The sequence below is a fragment of the Cupriavidus sp. IDO genome, from assembly GCF_000812465.1.
Taxonomy (GTDB): Bacteria; Pseudomonadota; Gammaproteobacteria; order Burkholderiales; family Burkholderiaceae; genus Cupriavidus.
Genome location: NZ_JWMA01000082.1, coordinates 1 through 23,192, shown reverse-complemented (window position 1 = coordinate 23,192; position 23,192 = coordinate 1). Strand labels below are relative to the sequence as shown.

At 66.2% G+C, this 23,192-nt stretch carries 22 protein-coding genes; 17 read left to right on the top strand and 5 right to left on the bottom strand.

Annotated elements, in window-relative coordinates; genetic code table 11:
• Positions 1-558: 558 nt before the first annotated feature.
• Both RM96_RS39475 and RM96_RS23205 read right to left on the bottom strand, forming a co-directional pair.
• A complete protein-coding gene (locus RM96_RS39475) occupies positions 559-723 on the bottom strand; it encodes a hypothetical protein (protein ID WP_193752511.1) in 165 nt (54 codons plus the stop codon).
• Between the two features lie 39 nt (positions 724-762).
• Complete coding sequence (locus RM96_RS23205) at positions 763-1,233, bottom strand: DUF3761 domain-containing protein (RefSeq protein ID WP_039014023.1); 471 nt, start codon at positions 1,231-1,233, stop codon at positions 763-765.
• A gap of 426 nt (positions 1,234-1,659) precedes the next feature.
• On the opposite strand from RM96_RS23205, the gene flhB reads away from it, so the two are divergent.
• The 6 genes from flhB (at position 1,660) to RM96_RS23175 (ending at position 9,366) form a co-directional block, all read left to right on the top strand.
• Entirely contained in the window at positions 1,660-2,802 is a 1,143-nt protein-coding gene (gene flhB, locus RM96_RS23200; RefSeq protein ID WP_039014022.1) for a flagellar biosynthesis protein FlhB, read from the top strand.
• On the top strand, positions 2,799-4,880 hold the full coding sequence (gene flhA / locus RM96_RS23195; protein ID WP_039014020.1) for a flagellar biosynthesis protein FlhA: 2,082 nt from the start codon (positions 2,799-2,801) through the stop codon (positions 4,878-4,880). The genes flhB and flhA overlap by 4 nt, the downstream gene beginning before the upstream one ends.
• Positions 4,881-4,890: 10 nt before the next feature.
• Complete coding sequence (gene flhF, locus RM96_RS23190) at positions 4,891-7,254, top strand: flagellar biosynthesis protein FlhF (protein WP_039014019.1); 2,364 nt, start codon at positions 4,891-4,893, stop codon at positions 7,252-7,254.
• The gene (locus RM96_RS23185; protein ID WP_238587380.1) at positions 7,251-8,072 is read left to right on the top strand and encodes a MinD/ParA family ATP-binding protein; all 822 of its coding nucleotides are present in this window, start codon (positions 7,251-7,253) and stop codon (positions 8,070-8,072) included. The genes flhF and RM96_RS23185 overlap by 4 nt, the downstream gene beginning before the upstream one ends.
• A 143-nt stretch (positions 8,073-8,215) precedes the next feature.
• On the top strand, positions 8,216-8,932 hold the full coding sequence (locus tag RM96_RS23180) for an RNA polymerase sigma factor FliA (RefSeq protein ID WP_039014025.1): 717 nt from the start codon (positions 8,216-8,218) through the stop codon (positions 8,930-8,932).
• Complete coding sequence (locus RM96_RS23175; RefSeq protein ID WP_039014018.1) at positions 8,932-9,366, top strand: flagellar protein FlhE; 435 nt, start codon at positions 8,932-8,934, stop codon at positions 9,364-9,366. Before RM96_RS23180 ends, RM96_RS23175 begins: the two co-directional genes overlap by 1 nt.
• Positions 9,367-9,520: 154 nt before the next feature.
• Here the strand turns inward: RM96_RS23175 and RM96_RS23170 are convergent, their stop codons facing one another.
• From RM96_RS23170 to flgA, 3 genes are all read right to left on the bottom strand, one after another.
• Positions 9,521-9,982 carry a flagella synthesis protein FlgN gene (locus tag RM96_RS23170; protein WP_039014017.1) on the bottom strand — a complete coding sequence of 154 codons (462 nt, stop codon included), beginning with the start codon at positions 9,980-9,982 and terminating at the stop codon, positions 9,521-9,523.
• A 7-nt stretch (positions 9,983-9,989) separates the two neighbouring features.
• Complete coding sequence (flgM, locus tag RM96_RS23165) at positions 9,990-10,298, bottom strand: flagellar biosynthesis anti-sigma factor FlgM (protein ID WP_039014014.1); 309 nt, start codon at positions 10,296-10,298, stop codon at positions 9,990-9,992.
• A gap of 145 nt (positions 10,299-10,443) precedes the next feature.
• Positions 10,444-11,193 carry a flagellar basal body P-ring formation chaperone FlgA gene (gene flgA / locus RM96_RS23160; protein WP_039014012.1) on the bottom strand — a complete coding sequence of 250 codons (750 nt, stop codon included), beginning with the start codon at positions 11,191-11,193 and terminating at the stop codon, positions 10,444-10,446.
• 307 nt (positions 11,194-11,500) lie between these two features.
• Between flgA and flgB the strand changes: the two genes are divergently transcribed.
• The 11 genes from flgB to flgL all read left to right on the top strand — a co-directional run bounded on the left by flgB (position 11,501) and on the right by flgL (position 22,870).
• Positions 11,501-11,908: a flagellar basal body rod protein FlgB gene (flgB, locus tag RM96_RS23155; protein ID WP_039014010.1), complete on the top strand. Its 408-nt coding sequence runs from the start codon at positions 11,501-11,503 to the stop codon at positions 11,906-11,908.
• Positions 11,909-11,915: 7 nt separating this feature from the next.
• Positions 11,916-12,323, top strand: coding sequence for a flagellar basal body rod protein FlgC (gene flgC / locus RM96_RS23150; protein ID WP_039014009.1), 408 nt, complete (start codon positions 11,916-11,918; stop codon positions 12,321-12,323).
• Positions 12,324-12,359: 36 nt separating this feature from the next.
• Positions 12,360-13,025 (top strand): flagellar hook assembly protein FlgD, encoded by a 666-nt coding sequence (locus RM96_RS23145; protein WP_039014007.1) that lies wholly within the window; start codon positions 12,360-12,362, stop codon positions 13,023-13,025.
• Between the two features lie 225 nt (positions 13,026-13,250).
• Positions 13,251-14,498, top strand: a complete 1,248-nt coding sequence (flgE, locus tag RM96_RS23140) for a flagellar hook protein FlgE (protein ID WP_039014005.1) — start codon at positions 13,251-13,253, stop codon at positions 14,496-14,498.
• 26 nt (positions 14,499-14,524) lie between these two features.
• Positions 14,525-15,268: a flagellar basal-body rod protein FlgF gene (gene flgF, locus RM96_RS23135; protein ID WP_039014003.1), complete on the top strand. Its 744-nt coding sequence runs from the start codon at positions 14,525-14,527 to the stop codon at positions 15,266-15,268.
• 33 nt (positions 15,269-15,301) lie between these two features.
• Positions 15,302-16,087: a flagellar basal-body rod protein FlgG gene (flgG, locus tag RM96_RS23130; protein ID WP_039014002.1), complete on the top strand. Its 786-nt coding sequence runs from the start codon at positions 15,302-15,304 to the stop codon at positions 16,085-16,087.
• A complete protein-coding gene (flgH, locus tag RM96_RS23125) occupies positions 16,084-16,797 on the top strand; it encodes a flagellar basal body L-ring protein FlgH (RefSeq protein ID WP_039014000.1) in 714 nt (237 codons plus the stop codon). The genes flgG and flgH overlap by 4 nt, the downstream gene beginning before the upstream one ends.
• A gap of 7 nt (positions 16,798-16,804) precedes the next feature.
• On the top strand, positions 16,805-17,950 hold the full coding sequence (locus RM96_RS23120) for a flagellar basal body P-ring protein FlgI (RefSeq protein ID WP_238587379.1): 1,146 nt from the start codon (positions 16,805-16,807) through the stop codon (positions 17,948-17,950).
• Positions 17,951-17,952: 2 nt separating this feature from the next.
• Positions 17,953-18,963 (top strand): flagellar assembly peptidoglycan hydrolase FlgJ, encoded by a 1,011-nt coding sequence (gene flgJ / locus RM96_RS23115; RefSeq protein WP_039013996.1) that lies wholly within the window; start codon positions 17,953-17,955, stop codon positions 18,961-18,963.
• Between the two features lie 724 nt (positions 18,964-19,687).
• On the top strand, positions 19,688-21,610 hold the full coding sequence (gene flgK, locus RM96_RS23110; protein ID WP_039013994.1) for a flagellar hook-associated protein FlgK: 1,923 nt from the start codon (positions 19,688-19,690) through the stop codon (positions 21,608-21,610).
• Positions 21,611-21,646: 36 nt separating this feature from the next.
• Complete coding sequence (flgL, locus tag RM96_RS23105; protein WP_039013993.1) at positions 21,647-22,870, top strand: flagellar hook-associated protein FlgL; 1,224 nt, start codon at positions 21,647-21,649, stop codon at positions 22,868-22,870.
• Positions 22,871-23,192: the final 322 nt, after the last annotated feature.

Genomic DNA, 23,192 nt, shown 5'->3' with positions numbered 1-23,192 from the left:
GTTTTTGTACGGGTATTGGCTTCAGGGCATAGCTACGATGCCTGCCGCGTTGTGACGAGACGGCGCGAGGCATTGACAGTCCGTCCTCCCGACCTCGTGAGAGGGGAGTGGCACGCAGCTTGAGGCCCGTCGGTATGCGCAGCCGCATCGCGCACCACGGTTATGGTCCAGAACCTCTTGCCGTAGGCACGCGGCTTGATCACCGAGCCACTCCGCTCTCATGAGGTCGGGAGGACAGCGCTGTTCCCGGCGTTGCCCCTGGCGATCTGCGCGGCAGGCAGTCCAGCTATGCCCTGAAGCCAATACCCGTGCAAAAACCCACGCACGCTACGATAAGACTCCCGCCCGGCGGGCAAGAAGGCGCTTTTTGCTTCCTTTTTGGCGCAGTCAAAAAGGGAGTCGCCGGCTACGCCGGCGAAACAGCAGCGCCTGCCAAGAACCCCAACGCCAAAATCCGGCAAAGAACCCCATAACCACGCAAGCAGGAGCGCGCATTCGCTAGGAGCTGCCCGCGAGGCTGTTCCCGAGCTCGGGAACAGCCTCGCATTTGTGCCCGCTCTACCCCTGAAGATGATCCTTCACCTTCGCCAACACAATAGCAAGCGCAGCCCCACCCAGCGTCTTGACCAGCGTCGGATGCTGCGCGTAGAAGTTGCCGAGCTGGTCGATCGCGCCCGGACGCGACTGCTCGGCGTGTGCGGCGCCGGATGGTGAGGCCGCCAACTGCCGGCCCTACCATCGTCAGCCCGCACGGCATGGTGCTTAACTGCAAGCCTTGCCGTGGTCGGGATGGAAGCCCTGGGATGTCGCCTGTGCTTCCGTCATGTATTCGCCATTCTTGGTCTTGCCGTACCAGCGCGATCCCGAGCAGTGGTAGACCTTGGAGTCTTTGTTGACCCAGACCTGGCCCGGGCCGCCGGCAGCGGGTGCGGCCGCCTTCTTTGGCGCGGCCGTGGCAGCAGGCGTTGCCGGCGATGCTGGAGTTGCAGGGGCGTTTGCCTTGCCCGGACCGCCCGCCGATGCAGCGGGCGCGGCCGGCATCGGCGCACTGGCGGCCGCAGGCTTGGCCGCCCATTCCTTCACGCCGCCATGGCCGGAGCAGGCGCCCTTCTTGCTGGCGCCGGAATAGGTGGTTCCATCCTTGCAGGTTGCGGTCTGGGCCGGGGCGGGCTGTGCCATGGCCGCGAGCGAGGTAAGCAATCCAGCGGTGAGGACGACGAGAAAGCGCTTCATGGAGAACTCCTGCCTTGACAGTTTGAGGGTTGGCTGCAACAGCATTGACGCTCAACTTGACAACAATCTTCGCGATTCTGGCCCCATCGTGCCTGCAACAATGGCAATCGACAGCCATTGCCAGCCCGCTGGTGCTGGCTCCTAGAACGGTCCCTGGTTTGCCGGCGTTGACGGTCGGCATGGGCTGGTTTGTAACAATTTCCGGCTCCCCGGAGAGCCTGGCCGCGTCGGATAGCGGTGGGGTTTCCGGATGCCGCGACACAGGAGTCCTCAAGTCGCTCGCGTCTGCGCCGTTAATCTCCGCCCCGCCGCTCATCGTGCAAACAGCACCTGAATCCCCCGCCTTTTCCCCCTAATGCCCACCGGGCCCTGCTTCGATAATCCCCCCTGACGAATAGCGGCTAGCCGCTTCGCAACGGAGCGTGGATGTCCGAAGAAAGCGACCTCGAGAAAACCGAACCCGCCTCACCCCGGCGCCTGGAGAAGGCGCGCGAAGAGGGGCAGGTGGTGCGTTCGCGCGAGCTCGCGACGTTCGTCATGCTGATGACCGGCGTCACCGGCTTGTGGACGATGGGCGGCATGCTGGGCCGCGGCCTGAACCAAGTGATGCAGGGCGCGCTGCGCTTCGAGCCGGCGACGGCGTTCGATACGTCGCGCATGCTGTCGGGCTTCGCCTCGATGATCTGGGAAAGCCTGCTCGCCTTCCTGCCGCTGTTGCTGCTGTTCGGCCTGGCCGCGCTGGCGGCGCCGCTGCTGCTGGGCGGCTGGATGTTCTCGACCAAATCGCTGATGCCCAACTTCGGCCGCTTGTCGCCGTCGGCGGGTCTGGGCCGCATGTTTTCGACCCATTCGCTGGCCGAGCTGGTGAAGGCCATCGCCAAGTCGCTGCTGGTCGGCAGCGTGGGCGCATGGGTGCTGTGGCACCGCCTGCCCGACGCCATCGCGCTGATGAATGCCCCCGTACAGGAAGCGCTGCTGCACATGGTCGACCTGGTGCTGCATTGCTGCCTGATGGTGGCGCTCTCGCTGCTGCTGGTGGCGGCGATCGACGTGCCGTTCCAGTACTGGGAGTTCTACAAGAAGCTCCGCATGACCAAGGAAGAGGTCAAGCAGGAGTTCAAGGAAAGCGAAGGCGATCCGCAGATCAAGAGCCGCATCCGCCAGCAGCAGCGCGCCATCGCGCGCCGCCGCATGATGTCGGAAGTGCCCAAGGCCGACGTGGTGGTGACCAACCCCACGCACTTTGCCGTGGCGCTGCGCTACGAAGAAGGCCGCATGAGCGCGCCGCGCGTGGTGGCCAAGGGCAGCGACGAAGTGGCCGCGCGCATCCGCGCGCTGGCCGCCGAGCACCGCGTGCCGCTGATGTCCGCACCGCCGCTGGCGCGTGCGCTCCACCGCCATGTGGAGCTGGGGCAGGAGATTCCTGCCGGCCTCTATACCGCCGTGGCTGAAGTGCTGGCCTGGGTCTATCAACTGAAGCACTGGCATCACTCGCAGGGTCCGCAGCCGCAGGCGCCGTCGGACCTCACGGTGCCGGATGAACTCGCCGTACCGGAACGTACCACATGAATGCCCTGAATTCACTGCTGAACCTGCCCGGGCTGCGCTCGGCCGGCCAGGTGAAGGCCCTGACCGGCCCGCTGCTGATCATCATGATCCTCGGGATGATGATCCTGCCGCTGCCGGCGTTCGTGCTGGACCTGCTGTTCACCTTCAATATCGCGCTGGCGATCATGGTGCTGCTGGTCAGCATGTATACGCAGAAGGCGCTGGACTTCGCCGCCTTCCCGGCGGTGCTGCTGTTCACCACGCTGCTGCGCCTGTCGCTCAACGTCGCCTCCACGCGCGTGGTGCTGCTCGAAGGCCATACCGGCCCGGACGCCGCCGGCAAGGTGGTGGAGGCCTTTGGCCACTTCCTGGTGGGCGGCAACTTTGCCGTGGGCATCGTGGTGTTCGCGATCCTGGTGGTGATCAACTTCATGGTGATTACCAAGGGCGCGGGCCGTATCGCCGAAGTTGGCGCGCGCTTCATGCTGGATTCGATGCCCGGCAAGCAGATGGCGATCGATGCCGACCTGAATGCCGGCCTGATCAACGAGGAAGGCGCGAAGAAGCGCCGTGCCGAGGTCGCGCAGGAATCCGATTTCTACGGCGCCATGGACGGTGCCAGCAAGTTCGTGCGCGGCGATGCCGTGGCTGGCCTGCTGATCATGTTCATCAACGTCGCCGCCGGCATGGTGGTGGGCATGGTGCAGCATGACCTGGACTTCGGCACCGCCGTGCACAACTACACGCTGCTGACCATCGGCGACGGCCTGGTGGCGCAGATCCCGGCGCTGGTGATCTCCACCGCGGCGGGTGTGATCGTGTCGCGCGTATCGAACGAGCAGGACGTGGGCGAGCAGCTCACCGGCCAGCTCTTCGCCAATCCGCGCGTGCTGTTCCTGACCGCCGGCATCATCGGCATGATGGGCATCATCCCCGGCATGCCGCACTTCGCCTTTCTGCTGCTGGCCGGCACGCTGGCCTGGCTGGGGCGCTACCTGGCGCAGCGCTCGGCCACGCAGCAGCAGGTGAAGCAGCGCGAGGAACGCGCACCGGCGCTGACGCCGGAATCGACGGAAGCCAGCTGGGATGACGTCACGCTGGTGGATCCGCTTGGCATGGAAGTGGGCTACCGCCTGATCACGCTGGTGGACCGCGCGCAGGACGGCGAACTGCTGGGCCGCATCAAGAGCATCCGCAAGAAGGTGGCGCAGGAGATCGGCTTCCTGGTGCCGGTGGTGCATATCCGCGACAACCTCGAACTCAAGCCCAACGCCTACCGCATCACGCTCAAGGGCGTGGAGATCGGCCGCGGCGAAGCGATGCCGGGCCAGTGGATGGCCATCAATCCCGGCCAGGTCAGCGGCGCGCTGCCGGGAGCGGTGACGCAGGACCCGGCCTTCGGGCTGCCCGCCGTGTGGATCGACGCCGGGCTCAAGGAACAGGCGCAGGTGTTCGGCTACACCGTGGTCGATGCCAGCACGGTCGTCGCCACCCACCTGAACCACCTGATCCACATGCACGCCGCCGAACTGCTCGGCCGCCAGGAAGTGCAGCAGCTGCTCGACCGCATCGCCAAGGACTCGCCGAAGCTGACCGAAGACCTGGTGCCGAAGACCATTTCGCTGACCGGCCTGCAGAAGGTTTTGCAGAACCTGCTGGACGAAGGCGTGCCGATCCGCGACATGCGCACCATCCTCGACGTGGTGGCGGAACACGCGCCCAAGGTGAGCGATCCCAACGAGCTGACCGCGCTGGTGCGCATGTCGCTGGGCCGCGCCATCACGCAGCAACTGTTCCCCAACAACGTCGACCTGCAGGTGATCGGCCTGGACGCTGGCCTGGAGCGCGTGCTGTCGCAGGCCTTGAGCAATGGCGGCGGCATCGAGCCGGGGCTGGCCGATGCGCTGCTGCAGCAGACGCAAGGCGCGGTCTCTCGGCAGGAGCAGCTTGGGCTGGACCCGGTGCTCCTGGTGCCTTCGCAGCTGCGTCCGCTGATGGCGCGCTTCCTGCGCCGCACGCTGCCGCAACTGAGGGTGTTGTCCCACGCCGAAGTGCCGGACAACCGCAATATCCGAATCACCGCAATGATCGGCGCGTGAGGAGCAGAAGATGAGCGTAGCCAGATTCGTCGCGGCCAATGGCCGTGAAGCCATGCGCCAGGTGCGCGAAGCCATGGGCCCCGATGCCGTGGTGCTGTCCAACCGCACCGTCGAAGGCGGCGTCGAGATCGTTGCCATGCGCGATACCGACCTGGGTGCGGTGTCGGCGACGGCGCAGGCCTATGTACCGCCGGCACCGGTCGTGGAGCCGGCCGCCATCGGCGACCTGCGCGGCGAACTGCAGTCGATGCGCGCCATGATCGAGCGCCAGCTTGCCGGCATTGGCACTGCCGGCGCGCCGGTGGCAGTCAGCGATCCGCTGCGCGAATCGTTGTTCGAATGGATGGTGGGCGCCGGCTTCTCCGGGCAGCTCGCACGCACGCTGCTGGCACGCCTGCCGGTCGGCTACGATCGCCCGGCCGCGATGACGTGGATCCGTTCGGAGCTGGCCAGCAAGGTACCGGTGCTGGGCAATGAAGACACGCTGTTCGCGCAAGGCGGCGTACTCGCGCTGATCGGCCCGACCGGCGTTGGCAAGACCACCACCACGGCAAAGCTGGCCGCGCGCTTCGTGCTGCGGCACGGCGCCGACAAGCTGGCGCTGCTGACCACCGACAGCTTCCGTATCGGTGCGCACGAGCAGCTGCGCATCTACGGCGACATCCTCGGCGTGCCGGTGCACGCGGTGAAAGACGCCGCGGACCTGCGCTTTGCGCTGGCGGCGATGAAGGACAAGCACCTGGTCATTGTCGACACCGTCGGCATGAGCCAGCGCGACCGCAACCTCTCCGAGCAGATCGCCATGCTGGCAGGCGTGCAGGCGCCGGTGCAGCGCGTGCTGCTGCTCAACGGCGCCAGCCATGGCGACACCCTCAATGAAGTGGTGCACGCCTACCGCGACGACGCCGCGCCGGAAGGCGGCGGCATCGACGGCTGCATTATCAGCAAGCTGGACGAAGCCACCCACCTTGGCTCGGTGCTGGACGTGGTGATCCGCCACCGCCTGCCGGTGTTCTATGCCTCCACCGGCCAGCGCGTGCCCGAGCACCTGGAGCTGGCGCGCGGCGCCGCACTGGTGGAGCGCGCCTTCCTCACGCCGCGCCGCGGCTCGGTGTTTGCCGATGCCGACGTGGCGCGCCGCCAGCTTTCCGATGCCGACGAAAGCCCTGCACGCCAGAACGGCGCCGACGAAGCGCTGCGCTCCCTGACCGAAAGCGCTGACGCCGTCAGCCAGTGCGTGAGCGAACTGAGCAGCGCGCAGTACGGCTTCGACCTCGCCCGCACGCTGTGGCAGCAGCGCGGTGCCGGCGCCTCGGCGCTGCGCCCGATGGCGCAACAGGTGCGCGAAGCCGTCTGCCGCGACGTCAACCGCGCCTGCGAGCAATATGTGCTGGCGCTGGCCGCCACGCTGCATGTACCGGTGGCGGGGCGGCGCGCGCCGCAGCCAATGCTCCATACGCTCTGGCTGGGCGACCGCACCGGCATGCCGCTGGCCGCCACCGTGACGCCCACGGGGCGCGCCGGCCAGGCCATGGGCGACGCCGACGCAGAAGCCGCTACGCTGCGCGCCACCGTTGGCGCCGCGCGCAAGGTGGTCCATCTGGTCGACGCCCTCCCGGCCGCCGCCACGCTCGCGCGCTGGCAGCAGGCCGGTGAACGCTGGGTGGCCGGCGCACGCAAGACTGCACGCGTGGTATGCGCGGGCGCTGCGTGGAAACTCGACGCACTGGCCGACACGCTCACCTTCCATGCCGTGGGCGAACTGCCGGTGAACGGCCGCGACGCCGTCCAGTGGCTGGCAACCGCAGAGGTCCGTGTGCCGGAAGGCCCGGTCCGCGGCCGCGGCGCCCCCGAAGGCGGCATCGATGCCTGCCTGGTGATCGCACGCCTGGTCGACTGCGCCAGCGGCGAACTGCTCGAATCGCGCTACCTGCTGTGTGATCCCGCGCTGGCCGGCGAGGCCGGACAAGTCGCGCGCTGGGCGCTGTGGAGCGATGCCGCCGAAACCCGGTTCCGCACGCTGCGTCATGCCGTCGATCATTTCGCGCAGGATGCCGAAGCTGGCAATGCGGCCGGCGCCAGCCTTGCAGCCTTGCAGCTGGGCCTGACCGCACTGCGCCTGGAACACGCACCCACCGCCACCGCGCCTGCGTTCCTCGCGCGGCTGGCCGGCCGTCCCGCCGCGCGCAACGCAGCGGGCGCGCCAGTGCCGGGCACCGTCCTCAATGAAGGCATGGGCCGCCTGCTGGCCTTGCTCGATGTCCTCGAGAATTATCCGGGCCGAACCGGTGCGCCGGCTTCACCTGCGCAAGCCGGGCCGGTCAGGACCGAAGCCGCGCTGCCCCAGCTGGCACCGCTGGGAGCCCTGCAGTGAGCTCCCTCGCCATTGACCAGGCGGAAAGCCTGCGCCGCATGCTGGCACCGCGTGTTACACGGCGTATCGCCGTGGTGGCGAGCGAGCGCGGCGCCGGCGCGACCACGGTAGCGCTGGGCCTGTCGCATGCACTCGCCATGCAGGGCGAATGCGTGATGCTGGTGGACGAAGACGCCGCGGGCTGGCGCGCCACGCGCCTGTCCGGCGCGAAGCCCGGCGGCACGTTTGCCCAGCTGCAGGCCGGAAGCCTGACGCTCGAAGCAGCCATCGGCGCGCGCGCCGATGGCGCAGTGGCAGTGCTGCCGGCTGGCCGCCAGCAGCCCGGCGCGTCATTTCCCGCGGACAAGCTTGCAGGTTTCCGCAGCGTGCTGGTCGATGCCGCGCTGGATCTGAACGGTCCGGACAGCGCGCTGTCGCCGCTGGCCGGCGGCGCGCACAACGTGGTGGTGGTGATGCGCGCGGAACCGGCGTCGATCACTGCCGCCTATGCGTGCATCAAGCGCCTGCATCACCTGTATGCCTGCCGGCACTTCCAGCTGGTGGTCAATATGGCCGCCAGCGAGGCAACGGTCCAGGCAGTGACTCGCAACCTTGCGCGCACCGCCAGCCAGTACCTTGGCGTGGAAGCCAGCTGCGCAGGCTGGCTGCCGGCGGATCCGCTGGTGACGCGCGGCGTGCAGCTTGGACGCTGCGTGGTCGAAGCCTTTCCGGCCGCCGCGGCCACCACGGCGCTGCGCCGCATGGCCGCTTGCATCGGCGCGTGGCCGCTGCGCACCGACACCAGTCCGCATGTCGCACCGGCAGTCGTGCCGGCCTGATATGGCAATTCAACCCATGAACCTTAGAACCCATTTCATAGTGAAGAAGGGACGCCCCTTCTTCACTATGAAATGGGTTCTTAAGCAATCCAGACCCTGAACCCGGGTTGGCACTGCCATCCAGCATTCGCGAGAATTCCACCATGTATACGATCCAGGGAAAGCTCGAACAGGCCGATGTGGTCAAGGCTCACGCCCAGCTCGTGCGCCGCATTGCCCTGCAACTGGCCGCCAAGCTGCCTGCCAGCGTGCAGATCGATGACCTGATCCAGGCCGGCATGATCGGCCTGCTCGACGCCGCCAAGCGCTACGAAGACACGCATGGCGCCCGCTTCGAGACCTATGCCAGCCAGCGCATCCGCGGCGCCATGCTCGACGAGGTGCGCGCCAATGACTGGCAGTCGCGCAGCCTGCGCCAGTTCACCCGCCGCATCGAGCGCACCCAACGCGGCCTGGAGCAGAAGCTCGGCCGCGCGCCACTCGACTCCGAGGTGGCCGAAGCGCTGGAAATGCCGCTGGACGAATACCAGGTGCTGCTCAATGAGGTCTACGGCTGCCAGCTGCTGCACTACGAGGACTTCGAGCGCTCCGGCGAAGAGGATTTCCTCGACCGCCACCTCGGTGGGAGCGACGACGGCAACCCGCTCACGCTGCTGATGGAAAGCGGCATGCGCGAAGCGCTGATCCGCGCCATCGATCGCCTGCCCGAACGCGAGAAGCTGGTGCTGTCGCTGTGCTACGACCAGGAACTGAACCTGCGTGAAATCGGCGCGGTGCTCGAGGTCACCGAATCGCGCGTCTGCCAGATCCGCGGGCAGGCAATCACGCGCCTGCGCAACCAGCTGCGGGGATTGCTCTGATGCTGCGGGGTGCTGTCCTGTGCGGTGCATGCACGTGCCTGGCAGCGCTGACTGCGTGCGCATGGGCATCCGCCGATACCGGAACGCGGCACGCCTGGACGGCGTCGGTCAACGGCCCGGCCTTGTATGGCCGCGGCCAGCGGGCCGTGTCGCCGCCGATCCTGCCGTCCGGCAACCTGCCGCAGGCCGAAGGGGTCATTACTTCCGTGCGCTGGCGCTACAGCTTTGCGAAGACGCCGCCGGTGGACCTGCAGGCCTATCTCTGCAACGCGCAGCGATGTGTGTTGTTGCCGCAGGCGGAAGGCCTGACTGAAGCGTTTGGCGGGGACGATGCTACGCAGGGATTTGTGTTTGCGTTTCGGCTGCCGGGGCAGGGCGCGGTGGCGCCGGCGTTGCAGGGGAAGAGCAATCAGGTGACGGTGGGGTTCAGGTAGGGCTGTTGCGGTGTGACTGGTGGCTGCAGCAGGCCACTGTCGTTGCTCGACGGGCCCGGCATCTCAGGTGAGATGCGAGCCGCAAGGCATCCACCTCAAAGATACGCAGAGATACGAAAGCGGGCCGTAGAAGCACGGCGAACAGCAAAGCCGATCAACCGCTAGCCAGGCTCATACCACCAACCCCAGCCGCGGCCTTCCCATCCTTTCCATACAAGCCGGCATCGCCGCCGCTGTGCTGGCGCAGCACCTGGATGGCTTCCCGCGTGTAATCAAGGTGCGCGGCGATCACGGCGCCGTTGATCTGGTTGCCATCGCGCGCAGCGCGCGCGGCGAAGATGAGCTTGCGCCAGGCGTCGCTGACGCCCGGCTCGATATGGCGGCCAAGCAGTTGGCCTTCGGGGCCTGCCCGCAGGCCGAGTGCGCCCATTTGCGCCTCGCGGGCTCTTACCTGCCGCGACAGTGCCTGACCCAGTTCCACCTTTTGCGTCAACAGGCCGCTCAGGGCCTGGAAGTTGCCGCCCTTGAGGGCGTCGCGCTCTTCGGTGAGCAGTTTGCCGAACGCGTTGATCGCTTCGGTTTCGCGCTGCAGGTTCTGGATCAGGGCTTGGCTCATGGTGTCGTCAGCGAGGGTCGGCCTGGCCGAGCTCGCGCAAGGTGGCGAGCAGGCCGTCGGCAATCTTGCCCGGGTCGATCTTGATCCGGCCTTCGGCGATGGCCTGGCGGATCTCTTCGACCTTGGCGGTATCGATATCGTCGTCGGTTCCCCGGGTCAGGCGGGCGCTGATCTCCCGCACCTGGGCCGCCAGCGGGCTGACGCTCAGGCCGGCGGACGCCGCGACGGGCGTGCTCTGGCTGGCCTGGGGCCTGGCGGCGCCATCTGCGCCGGGCGCTTCGGCTGGCCGGGACGAGGTGGAGGGGTTGATCTTCACGGGCGTTTCCTTGCTGGGTTCCTATGGCATAACGGACTCGCGGGCGATTTCTTTAGCGGAAATTCAGCGCCGCGGCAGGCTGGCCGGCATTGTCGCATGCCTTGCCATGGCCTCGTCCCAGCATCTCTTACGGCATTTTTTGCGCCTATTGAAGCACAACGGTGTCGCCGCTACGGACCATCCCGCTGACGACCTGGCCGTTGCGCAGCCGGATCTGCACGTTGTTGCCGATGGCCGCATCGGCCAGTACCTTGCCTTCGCTGCTGATCTGGAAGGCGTCACCTTCGACCGTGACCGTCACGGTCTGGCCCTGGCGCACGGCGATGGCCTTCTTGAGCAGGTCGGAGCGCAACGGCGAGCCGGCGGCGATCCGGTTGGCGGTGACGGCGCCCACGACCTGCGCCGGGTCGGTGATCACGGCCTTCGGCAGGGTGGCAAGGTCGCCCTGGCGGACTTCCAGGTCGGCCGCGTCCACCGGCTCGCCCGGGCCCAGCGCCCGCGCGGCAACGTAGTAGTCCGACAGCACCGACACGCGCGCCTGCATGTAGCGCACCCACGGCCGCTCGCCGCCGCAGCGCACGCCAACGGAAATCCTGCCCCACAGCGAGGCGCCGGGCGGCAGGAACGGTTCGGGAGACTGGCAGTCGGGCGCACGCCCGCCAGAGGGCGGCGAAACCAGCACACTGGCCTTGCCCGGCAGACCGGCGGTCTGCTGCAGCAGGAAGCGCTCGACGGCCGCGCGCACCGGATCTTCCGGGAACGGACTGGGGGCCTGCGTGGCCACGGGCGTGACCTGGGCCGGTGCGGCCTGGGCGGGGCAGGTGACCGCAAACAGGGCGATTGCCCCGAGCACGGCACGTGTCACTTGCGCGGCAGCGTGTTTGGTTTGATGCATGGCTTCATCCCAGCAAGGACGATGCGGCGGCCAGGCCTTCTCTTTCTGTTCTGTAAAGGAATGCGAGACCACGCGCGTGGAAACAGGTCCCATTGTAGGGAGCGCGACTCTGCCGGGTGGGCTGAATTGCATGGGTTTCCCCTCCTTATTCATCCGATTGGCGTGACAGGCCCGACCCTAAGATGGCACCCCTGAAGAAGGTCGCCCTTCGTCTATTCCGCTGAATCGCTGAACCGGGAGGCGAAGGACATGGCAGGCGCCGACCGGTTTCAGTGATTCAGTGGGCTCGCTCCAGGGAGATGCGGACATGATTGACAGACTCGACGCGGCATTGCGCTTCCAGCAGGAAGCGCTGAGCCTGCGAAGCCAGCGGCAGTCGGTGATTGCCTCCAATATCGCGCATGCCGACACGCCCGGCTACAAGGCCCGCGATTTCGATTTCTCCAGCACGCTCGCGCAATCGATGGAGCGCGGCCATCGCGCCGAAGGCGTATCGCTGACGACCACGTCGGCGCGCCACCTGCCCGCGCAGGGGCCCACGCGCGATGACGCCGAGTTGGCCTACCGCATCCCGATGCAGTCGAGCGTCGACGGCAACACCGTGGAAATGGACACCGAGCGCGTCGCCTTTGCCGACAACTCGGTGCACTTCGAATCCGGTCTTGCGGTGATGAGCTCCAGGATCAAGACCATGCTGGCCGCGATCCAGCAGTGAGGCCAGCATGCCAGCCATGAATATCTTCGACGTCGCCGGCTCGGCGATGGCGGCGCAGTCGCAGCGGATGAACGTGACGGCGTCGAACCTGGCCAACGCCGACAGCGTCGTGAGCCCCAACGGGCAGGCCTACCGCGCCAAGCAGGTGATCTTCGGCCTGGCGCCCACGCCCGGCCAGAGCGATGTGGGCGGCGTGCAGGTGGAAGGCGTGATGGAGGACCCGTCGCCGCCGCGCATGGTGCACAACCCCACGCATCCGCTGGCCAACGCCGAAGGCTACGTGATGATGCCCAATGTGAATCCGGTGGAAGAGATGGTGAACATGATCTCGGCCTCGCGTTCGTACCAGGCAAACGTGGAGGTGCTCAACACCGCCAAGACCATGATGCTCAAGACGCTGACGATCGGTCAGTGACGACGTCAACAAGGACAAACGGAACCGGATCGCGACATGACGACCACAAGCTCAGTCAGCAGCAACACCTCGGGCATCAATGACGCCCTCAAGAGCGGCAGCGCCAGCGCCGCCGACCTGCAAAACAACTTCCTCACGATGCTTGTGACGCAGATGAACAACCAGGACCCGCTCAACCCCATGGACAACTCGCAGCTGACTTCGCAGCTGGCGCAGATCAGCACGGTGAGCAGCATGCAGACCATGAACACCACGCTCAACCAGCTGCTGGGCCAGGTGAGCGCGGGCCGGGCGATGAATTCCGCCTCGCTGATCGGCCGCACGGTGATGGTGCCGGGCTCGCAAGTCACGGTGAAGGACGGCGCGGCCGGCCAGTTCGGCCTGGACCTGCCCTCGACCGCCGATGCGGTGACGGTCAGCGTCGTCGACCAGAACGGCAACGTGGTGCGCACCATCGACATGAAGGGCCAGGTCGCCGGCGTGCACGACATTGCCTGGGACGGCAAGAACGACGCCGGCGTGGCGGTTGCCGACGGCGACTACACCTTCAAGGTCAACGCCACCGCCAACGGCACCTCGGTGCAGCCGGTTGCGCTGGTCTACGGCAAGGTGCAGAGCATCAGCGGCGATTCGAACGGCGTGCTGGTCGATATCGGCAACGGCCAGAGCGCGGGCGTGGATGACGTCCGACGCATTCTCTAGTCCACTGAATCATTGAAATGGGAGGTGAAGGACATGTCATGCGGGATACAGCGCTAGGCGCAAAGCGCAGCAATAGCACGGCTATTGCGAGCATTTGCAACGACGCGATGTGCCCGCATGACATGGCAGGCACCGACCGATTTCAGTGATTCAGTGGACCAACTGCGTTGCGCCCGTGCCGGTGCGCGGGCCTGCATGAACAACAGATAGCCAGAGGGAAACACCATGGGTTTCGGTCAAGGGGTCAGCGGCCTTAACGCCGCAGCAGCCAATCTCGACGTGATTGGCAACAACATCGCCAACGCCAACACGGTTGGCTTCAAGCAGTCCACCGCGCAGTTCGCGGATGTCTACGCCGGCACCAAGATCGGCCTGGGCACGCGCGTCAACTCGGTGGTGCAGTCGTTCAACCAGGGCAATATCGAAGCCTCCGGCCGCTCGCTGGACGTTGCCATCACCAACGGCAACGGCTTCTTTCGCCTGACCAGCCCGGATGGCGCGGTCTACTACTCGCGCAACGGCCAGTTCCAGCGCCAGGAAGACGGCCGCATCACCAATATGCAGGGCCTGCAGGTGACCGGCTATCCGCCGGGCGTGGCCGGCGGCGCAGGCGTGCAGCCGCAGCCGCTGGTGATCAGCAACGCGCAGATGGCGCCGCAGGCCACCAGCAGCATCGCCGCCAAGTTCCAGCTGGACTCGCGCAGCACGGTGCCGACCACGGCATTCGCCAGCGTGCCGGGCACCCCGCCGACCAGCAATATGTTCAACTACAGCACGGCGATCAACGTCTATGACTCGCTGGGCAACAAGCAGCAGCTGACAGCGTACTTCGCCAAGGTGGCGAACGCCACGCCGCCGGCCACGACGCCGCCGACGGTCGCCGGCGGCACCGACTGGAACATGTACGTGACCGACGCCAGCGGCAACGTGGTGGGCGGTGCGCCGGTCACCATGGCCTTCGACAACGCCGGCGCGCTGCAGTCGCCGGCCGCCGGTGCCATCACGCTGACCCAGCCGGCCGCCAACGGCGCGCAGGCCATGGCCATGAAGCTCGACCTGACTGGCACCACGCAGTTCGGCGCCGACAACGACGTCAAGCAGCTGAGCCAGAACGGCTACACCTCGGGCAGCCTGCTGGGCTTCTCGGTCGATTCGGACGGCACCATCACCGGCAGCTACTCCAACGAGCAGACCAAGCCGCTGGGCCAGATGGTGATGGCAGCCTTCGGCAACGTCGAAGGCCTGAAGCCGGAAGGCGACAACGTGTGGTCGGCCACCGGCGCATCGGGCCAGGCACTGCTGGGCACGGCCGGCGGCAGCATGGGCACGCTGCGTTCGAACGCGGTGGAAGCGTCCAACGTCGACCTGTCGGGCCAGCTGGTGAACCTGATCGTCGCGCAGCGCAACTACCAGGCCAATGCGCAGACCATCAAGGCGCAGGACACGGTCATGCAGACCCTGGTCAACCTGTAATGCCCGCACTGAGCTGAGCCGCCGCCATGGACCGCATGATCTACACCGCCCTGTCGGGCGCCAAGCAGATACTCGACCAGCAAGCGGCGGTATCGAACAACCTCGCCAATGTGTCGACGCCGGGCTTCCGCGCGCAGATCAACCTGTACCGCGCGGTGCCGGTGACCGGCCAGGAGTCGCCTACGCGCGCCTTCACGCTGGCGTCCACGCCGGGTGCGGACATGCGTGCCGGCCCGCTGACCTACACCGGCCGCGCGCTGGACGTTGCCCTGCAGGGCAACGGCTGGCTGGCGGTGCAGGCGCCGGACGGCAGCGAAGCCTACACCCGCGCCGGCGCCCTGCAGGTGGCGCAGGACGGGCAGGTGCAGACCCTCTCCGGCCTGCCGGTGATGGGCGACGGCGGCCCGCTCTCGGTGCCGCCTGGTTCGCAGGTGACCATCGGCAGCGACGGCACCATCACCGCGCGCGGCCCCGGTGAAGCCTCCGCAGGCCTGGCCCAGGTGGGCAAGCTGCGCGTGGTGAACCCGCCCAACGATGCGATTGCGCGCGGCGATGACGGCCTGTTCCGCCTGCGCCCCGGCGCGCAGCCGCTGGCCGCCGATCCCACCGTTCGCGTGGTCTCGGGGGCACTGGAAGGCAGCAACGTGAATCCGACCGAGGCGATGGTCGACATGATCGCCAACGCCCGCCGCTTCGAGATGCAGATGAAGATGATCCAGAACACCGACGGCAACGAGCAGCGCGCCAACCAGCTGCTCTCGAACAACTGACCCGACTGAACGAACGAACTAGCCAGGACCACCATGATCCGCTCACTCTGGATTGCCAAGACCGGCCTCGATGCGCAGCAGACGCAGATGGACGTGATCTCGAACAACCTCGCCAACGTTTCCACCAACGGCTTCAAGCGTGGACGCGCGGTGTTCGAAGACCTGATGTACCAGACCATCCGCCAGCCCGGCGCGCTGTCGTCGGACCAGACCACGCTGCCCTCGGGCATGCAGCTGGGCACCGGCGTGCGCCCCGTTGCGACCGAGCGCATCCATACGCAGGGCAACCCGCAGCAGACCGGCAATTCGAAGGACGTGGCCATCCTGGGCCAGGGCTTCTTCCAGGTCGCGCTGCCTGACGGCACCACCGCGTACACGCGCGACGGCTCCTTCCAGGTGGACCAGAACGGCCAGCTGGTGACCTCGAGCGGCTTCGTGATCCAGCCTGCCGTGACCATTCCCGCCAACACGCTGTCGCTGACCATTGCGCGCGACGGCACGGTATCGGTGACGCAGCCCGGTTCCAGCAACAACGTGCAGGTCGGCCAGCTCCAGCTCGCCACCTTCATGAATCCGGCCGGCCTGGAAAGCATGGGTGAGAACCTGTACGTGCAGACCGATGCCTCGGGCGCGCCCAATACCACCGTGCCCGGCCTGAACGGCGCCGGCACGTTGCAGCAGAACTATGTGGAAGCGTCCAACGTGAACGTGGTGGAAGAACTGGTGAGCATGATCCAGACCCAGCGCGCCTACGAGATCAACAGCAAGGCCGTGCAGACCTCCGACCAGATGCTGCAGCGCCTGTCGCAGATGGGATGAACGGAGTAAACATGGCCGCCTCGCTGTACCGCTTCGGCGCACTTGCGCTGCATTGCCTGGCTGGCCTTGCCGTGCTGGCCACCGGCGGCTGTGCGCTGATGCCGCGCGAGCCGCTGGTGCAATTGCCTACCACCGCGCGCGCCGAGCCACGGCCGCTGGGACCGGCCACCGGCTCCATCTTCCAGGCTTCATACGCGGGCAATCCGCTCTTTGAAGACCGGCGGCCGCGCAACGTGGGCGACATCCTGACGATCATCATCACCGAGAACGTCAACGCGACCAAGAATTCGGGCACCAATGCCAGCCGCACCGGCAGCACCGCGCTGGCGTTCGACGCCGTGCCGAAGGCGCTCGGCGGCCTGTTCGGCACCAGCCAGAACGCCAATATCAACGGCGCCAACACGCTCAAGGCCAGCGGTGGCGCCAGCGCGGCCAACACCTTTAACGGCACCATCACCGTGACCGTGCTGGAAGTGCTGCCCAACGGCAACCTGGTGGTGTCCGGCGAGAAGCAGCTCGCGATCAACCAGGGCGCGGAATTCATCCGCTTCTCGGGCGTGGTCAACCCGCGCACCATCACCGGCGACAACGCCGTGCCGTCGACCCAGGTGGCCGATGCCCGCATCGAGTACACGGCCAAGGGCTATATCGACGAGGCGCAGAACATGGGCTGGCTGCAGCGCTTCTTCCTCAATGTTTCACCGTTCTGATCCGCTCATGTCCGCGTCCATGCTCAGCTACATCCTTTCCCGCCTGCTGCGCGTGAGCGTGGTGAGCCTCGCCCTGGGCGTGGCGTTCGGCGCCTTTGCCACCGGGGCCAAGGCCGAGCGCCTGAAGAACCTCGCCACCTTCCAGGGCGTGCGCGACAACCCGCTGGTGGGCTACGGCCTGGTGGTCGGCCTGGACAACACCGGCGACCAGACCATGCAGACGCCGTTCACCACGCAGAGCCTGACCAACATGCTCTCGCAGCTCGGCATCACGCTGCCGGCCGGCAAGAACATGCAGCTCAAGAACGTGGCCGCAGTGATGGTGACGGCATCGCTGCCTGCCTTTGCGCAGCCCGGCAGCCAGCTCGACGTGGTGGTCTCGTCGATGGGCAATGCCAAGAGCCTGCGCGGCGGCACGCTGCTGATGACGCCGCTCAAGGGCGCGGACGGGCAGGTGTATGCGATTGCACAGGGCAATATGCTGGTGGGCGGCGCGGGTGCGTCGGCCAACGGCAGCAAGGTACAGATCAACCAGCTCGCGGTCGGGCGCATTGCCAACGGCGCGATCGTGGAGCGTGCCGTGCCGGCCTTCCAGCCGGACGGCGGCATCCTCAACGTTGAACTGAAGGACACCGATTTCGGCACCGCCGAGCGCGTGGTGGAAGCCATCAACCGCTCGATGGGCGGCGGCGTGGCCGCGGCGCTCGATGGCCGTGTGGTGCAGGTGCGCGCGCCGGCATCGCCTTCGGCACGCGTGGGCTTCCTCGCCCGCATCGAGAACATCGACGTGACGCCGGCCAAGGCCGCAGCCAAGGTCATCCTGAACGCGCGCACCGGTTCCATCGTGATGAACCAGGCCGTGACCGTGGAAGACTGCGCCGTGGCGCACGGCAACCTGTCGGTGGTCATCAACACGCAGCCGGTCATCAGCCAGCCGGCTCCGTTCAGCAATGGCCAGACGGTGGTGGCACCGGTCTCGCAGATCGACATGAAGCAGCAGGGCGGCTCGCTCCAGATCGTCAAGGCCGGCGCCTCGCTGTCGGCGGTGGTCAAGGGCCTGAACGCGCTCGGGGCCACGCCCGCGGACCTGCAGACCATTCTCGAAGCCATGCGTGCCGCCGGAGCGCTGCGCGCCGAGCTGGAAATTATCTGATCATGAGCAGCAGCGGACTTTCTGCCCAGGCCGATGTCTCGCAGCGCTTTGCGCTCGATACACAAGGTTTTGAAGCGCTCAAGCACAGCGCACGCAACGGCGCCGATCCGAGCACGCTGCGCGCCGCCGCCAGGCAGTTCGAGGCCGTGTTCACGCAGATGGTGCTCAAGAGCATGCGCGATGCCACGCCGCAGGACGGCATCTTCGACAACGAGCAGAGCAAGCTCTATATGTCGATGATGGACCAGCAGCTTGCGCAGCAGATGTCGTCACGCGGCATCGGGCTTGCTGAAGTGATGGTGCGGCAGCTGGCTCGCGCCGCGGGTACGCCGACGCCGGGCGCGGATTCAGCGGCTGCCGCCGATGCGGAGATGGCGCGCCTGCTGGACAGCCGTGGCGCCGATACACCCAACGCAGCGGGCGCCTCCGACATGCCGCCGATCGGCACCATCGTGCCTGGTGCGAGCTGGAATCCCACTGCAGGGCTGCAGCAATACCAGGCGCAGGACCGCGGTGGTCAGGGCGACAGCGACCTGGGTGCGCTGCCCGACGATGCGCCCGCGCATGTCTCGGCCTTTGTTGCGCGCATGGCCGCTCCGGCCGAGGCGGCCTCGCGGGCCAGCGGCGTGCCGGCGCGGCTGATCGTTGGTCAGGCGGCGCTGGAGTCAGGCTGGGGCCGGCGCGAGATCACTCATGCGGACGGCAGTACGACCTTCAATGTGTTCGGCATCAAGGCTGGCGCCAACTGGAAAGGGCGGGTGGCGGAGATCACCACGACCGAGTACGTGGATGGCCAGCCGCAAAAGGTGCGGGCGAAGTTCCGCGCCTATGGTTCGTATGAGGAAGCCTGCGCGGACTATGCGCGGTTGCTGACGACCAATCCGCGATATGCGGGTGTGGTGGCTGCCGGGTCTGCCGACGAAGCGGCGCATGGTTTGCAGCGGGCTGGGTATGCGACGGATCCCGATTATGGGCATAAATTGGTGCGGATTATGAAGAAGGTGTCGGTATAAGGGCGTTATTGCGTTATTGCGTTATCGCGTTGTTGATGCGCTGCTGTTTCGCCGGCGTAGCCGGCGACTCCCTTTTTGACTGCGCCAAAAAGGAAGCAAAAAGCGCCTTCTTGCCCGCCGGGCGGGAGTCTTATCGTAGCGTGCGCGGGTTTTTGTACGGGTAGACGCTTCAGGGCAGAACTAGACTGCCTGCCGAGCAGATCGCCAGGGGCAACGCCGGGAACGGCTCTGTCCTCCCGACCTCGTGAGAGCGGAGTGGCACCGTGATCGAGCGGCGTGCCCGCGGCAAGAGGTTCTGGACCACAACCGTGGTGCGCGATTCGGCTCCCATACTGGGAGGCCTCAAGCTGCGTGCCACTCCGCTCTCACGAGGTCGGGAGGACGGCCTGTCAATGCCTCGCGCCGTCTCGTCCCAACGCGGCAGGCATCGTAGCTATGCCCTGAAGCCCATACCCGTACAAAAACCCGCGCACGCTACGATAAGACTGGCCGTCCGCCGAGGACAGTTAACGCGTTCTTTGGTTACTTTCTGTCGCTCGGACAGAAAGTGACTCGCCCTTCAGGGCGAAACCTGGGCATATCAAGCACCAGCAACGCACGACCAGAACCACACCCCCAAAATCAATCCCAGCCTAAAGTCCAACCGCCCCACTGCCGATATCCCCATCATCCATAACCGCCACCCGCCCCGCGGTTGTCCAACAAATCCAGGGTCAGAGCTCAAATGTCTCTCTTCAGCATCGGTCTTTCCGGCCTGAACACGGCGCAGAACGCGCTGACGACCACCGGCCACAACTTTGCCAACTCGGCGACCGAGGGCTATTCGCGTCAGAACACCATCATTGCGTCGGCCGGCGGCCAGTACACCAGCCAGGGCTTCTTTGGCTATGGCTCGAACACGACCACCGTGATCCGCGTCTATGACGAGTTCCTGACCGGGCAGCTGCGTGGTGCCACCTCGGCAAGCTCGGCGCTGTCGACCTACTCGGACCAGATCAGCCAGATCGACAACCTGCTGGCCGACCAGAAGGGCGGCCTGGCGCCGCTGATGCAGAAGTTCTTTGCCGCGGTGCAGGCGGTCTCCGATACCCCGGCTGATCCGGCCGCACGCCAGGGCATGCTGTCCGCCGGCCAGGCGCTGGTGGGGCAGGTCCGTTCGGCCAGCAACTACTTCAAGCAACTGCAGTCGGGCGTCAATGACCAGGTCAGCACCGCCGTCACGCAGGTGAATGCCTACACCAAGCAGATCGCCAACCTGAACCAGGAGATCGGCAAGCTCAAGGCCGCTTCGGGCGGCCAGCCGCCCAACGACCTGCTGGACCAGCGCGACCAGGCCGTGGCCGAGCTGACCAAACTGGTGGGCGCCAAGGTCGTGGTGCAGGACAGCGGCACGTACAATGTGTTCGTTGGCAACGGCCAGCCGCTGGTGATGGGCAGCGATTCGTACGACCTGAAGGCAGTGCCGTCCGCCGCCGACCCGAACCGCACCGCAGTGGCCTACACGCTGCCCAACGGCAGCGTCTATGAGAGCGAAACCGGCGCCATCACGGGTGGCTCGCTGGGCGGCCTGCTCCAGTTCCGTTCGGAGACGCTTGATGCCGCGCAGAGCGCGATCGGGCGCATCTCGCTGGCGCTCGGGCAGTCCTTCAACGACCAGCACAAGCTGGGCATCGACCTGAACGGCGCCATCGGCACCGACATGTTCCAGCTGGGCACCGCGACCGTGCTGCCCAATGCCAACAACAGCGTCAAGACCACCGTTGCGACCGCCAGCATCACCAATACCTCGGCGCTGACCACCAGCGACTACTCGCTGCACTTCGACGGCACCAACTACACGCTGACGCGCCTGTCCGACAACCAGCAGGTCGCTGCCGCGGTGCCCGCCGCCGGCGCCACCTATCCGCTGAGCTTCAGCGCCGATGGCTTCAGCGTGCAGATCAACGCCGCGATGGGCGCCAACGACTCGTTCCTGGTCCAGCCGACGCGCAACGCGGCCTCCGGTTTCGACATGGCGATCACCGATCCGGCCAAGGTGGCGGCAGCGTCGCCGGCGCGCGCGGATGCCGCCGCTGCCAACACCGGCAGCGGCACGGCCTCGCTCAGCAATGTGGCGCCTGGCTTCAGCCTGCCGGCAGGCAAGATCACCGCCAAGTACAACGGGGCAGGCTACGACTTCACCGATTCGACCGGTGCAGCGCTGGTGCCGGCGCCCGTGGCCGTGCCGAACGGCGCAAACACCGACTACACCATCAATGGCCTGACTTTCAGCTTCGGCGGCGCGCCCAGGACGGGAGATTCGTTCACGCTGTCGAGCAATGCCGGCGCGGTCTCCAACAACGGCAATGCGCTGGCGCTGGCCAAGCTGCAGACCGCCAAGACCATCGGTGGCGTGTCGAGCTACAGCGACGCCTATGCGCAGCTCGTGAACGACATTGGCACGCGTGCCAAGTCGCTCAATATCGCTTCGACCTCGCAGGACAGCATTACCACGCAGATCAAGACCGCGCAGCAGTCGGTGTCGGGCGTGAACATGGATGAGGAAACTGTCTCCATGCTGAAATTCCAGCAGCTTTACCAGGCCAACGCCAGGGTGATCCAGACCGCCAGTACGCTGTTCGACACCATCATCGGTCTCGGCAGGTAAGGACGGCAAGGCAACAGAACAGAGAGGGAACAACCAATGCGCGTAGCTAGCTCAACCCTGTACCAGCAAGGCCTGGCCTCGATGAATCTCCAGCAGAGCTCTCTGCTGCATATCCAGCAGCAGCTCGGCACCGGGCGCAGCGTGCTGACGCCGTCCGACGACCCGGTTGCCGCCACGCGCGCGCTGGGCGTTTCGCAGGCACAGTCGGTCAACGGCCAGTATGCGACCTCGCGCAAGCAGACCAACAATGCCTTGTCTGCCGAAGAGAACGCCCTGCAGTCCGTTACCACGGTGACGCAGAACATCCAGACGCTGCTGGTCCAGGCCGGAAACGGCACCATGAGCGACAGCGACCGCGCTTCGGTCGCCACCGCGCTGCAAGGCCTGTACAACCAGCTGCTGGGCCTGGCCAACTCCGACGACGGCAACGGCCAGTACCTGTTCGGCGGCACGCAGACCGGCTCGGCGCCATTCTCGGAGAATGCCGGCGGCGTGTCTTACCTTGGTGATACCGGCCACCAGATGATGCAGGTGGACGTGTCGCGCCAGATGGCAGGTGGCGACAACGGCCGGGACGTGTTCCAGAACGCGCAGAGCACCGCGGGCTACGTGCTCACGGGCAGCAACGCCAACACCGGCACCGCGACTTACGGCCAGGTATCGACCACCGATCCGTCCGACCCGCTCTACGGCAAGCCGCTGAAGCTGACGTTCCAGGACAATGGCGCCGGCACCATGCAGTACACCATCGCCGACCAGAGCACCGTGCCGCCAACGGCGATCGGCGGTCCGGTCAACTTCGGTTCGCCGTCCCAGGTCCAGATCGCGGGCGTGAGCTTCACCGTGAGCGGCACGCCGCAGAACGGCGACACCATCAGCATCGAGCCGGCGAAGCAGGCCGGCACCGATATGTTCGCCAACCTGAAGTCGGTCATCAACGCGCTCAACGCCCCGCTGGCCACCGACACCGATCGGGCCAACCTGAGCAACACGCTCGCCACCGGCATCCGCCAGTTCTCCAACTCGCTGGACAACGTGCTGACGGTGCGCGCATCGGTCGGCTCGCGCATGCAGGAACTGGACGCGCTCAACACGGTCGGCACCAACCGCGACCTGACTTACTCGCAGACACTGTCGGGCCTGCAGGATCTGGATTACGCCTCCGCGATTACCGAGTACTACCAGCGCCAGACGGCGCTGCAGGGTGCGCAGCAGTCGTTTATGCAGATTCAGGGGATGAATCTGTTCAAGTACCTGTAAGAGGTCTCTGCATTGATGGCGAGCGCCCACAATCACGGCCAAGAAGCGATTGTTCGTGGTCGTGAAATAATTATTCAGCATCCCGAATAATTGTTTACTTAATGCTGTCATATTCCTGTCGCAGTATCTCGTGGCCGCGTCGGTAGGCGCTCTCGGCTCGTTTTGCTAGCCGTGACGCTACCGCCAGGACCATTTGCTCAAAAAGAAACGGGAATTGACAGTGAAAAAAGCTCTCTTCGCAGTGGCAGTCGCAGCTTGCGCCATGTCCGGCGCCGCCATTGCCCAATCGTCGTCCAACGTGACGCTCTATGGCATCGCTGAT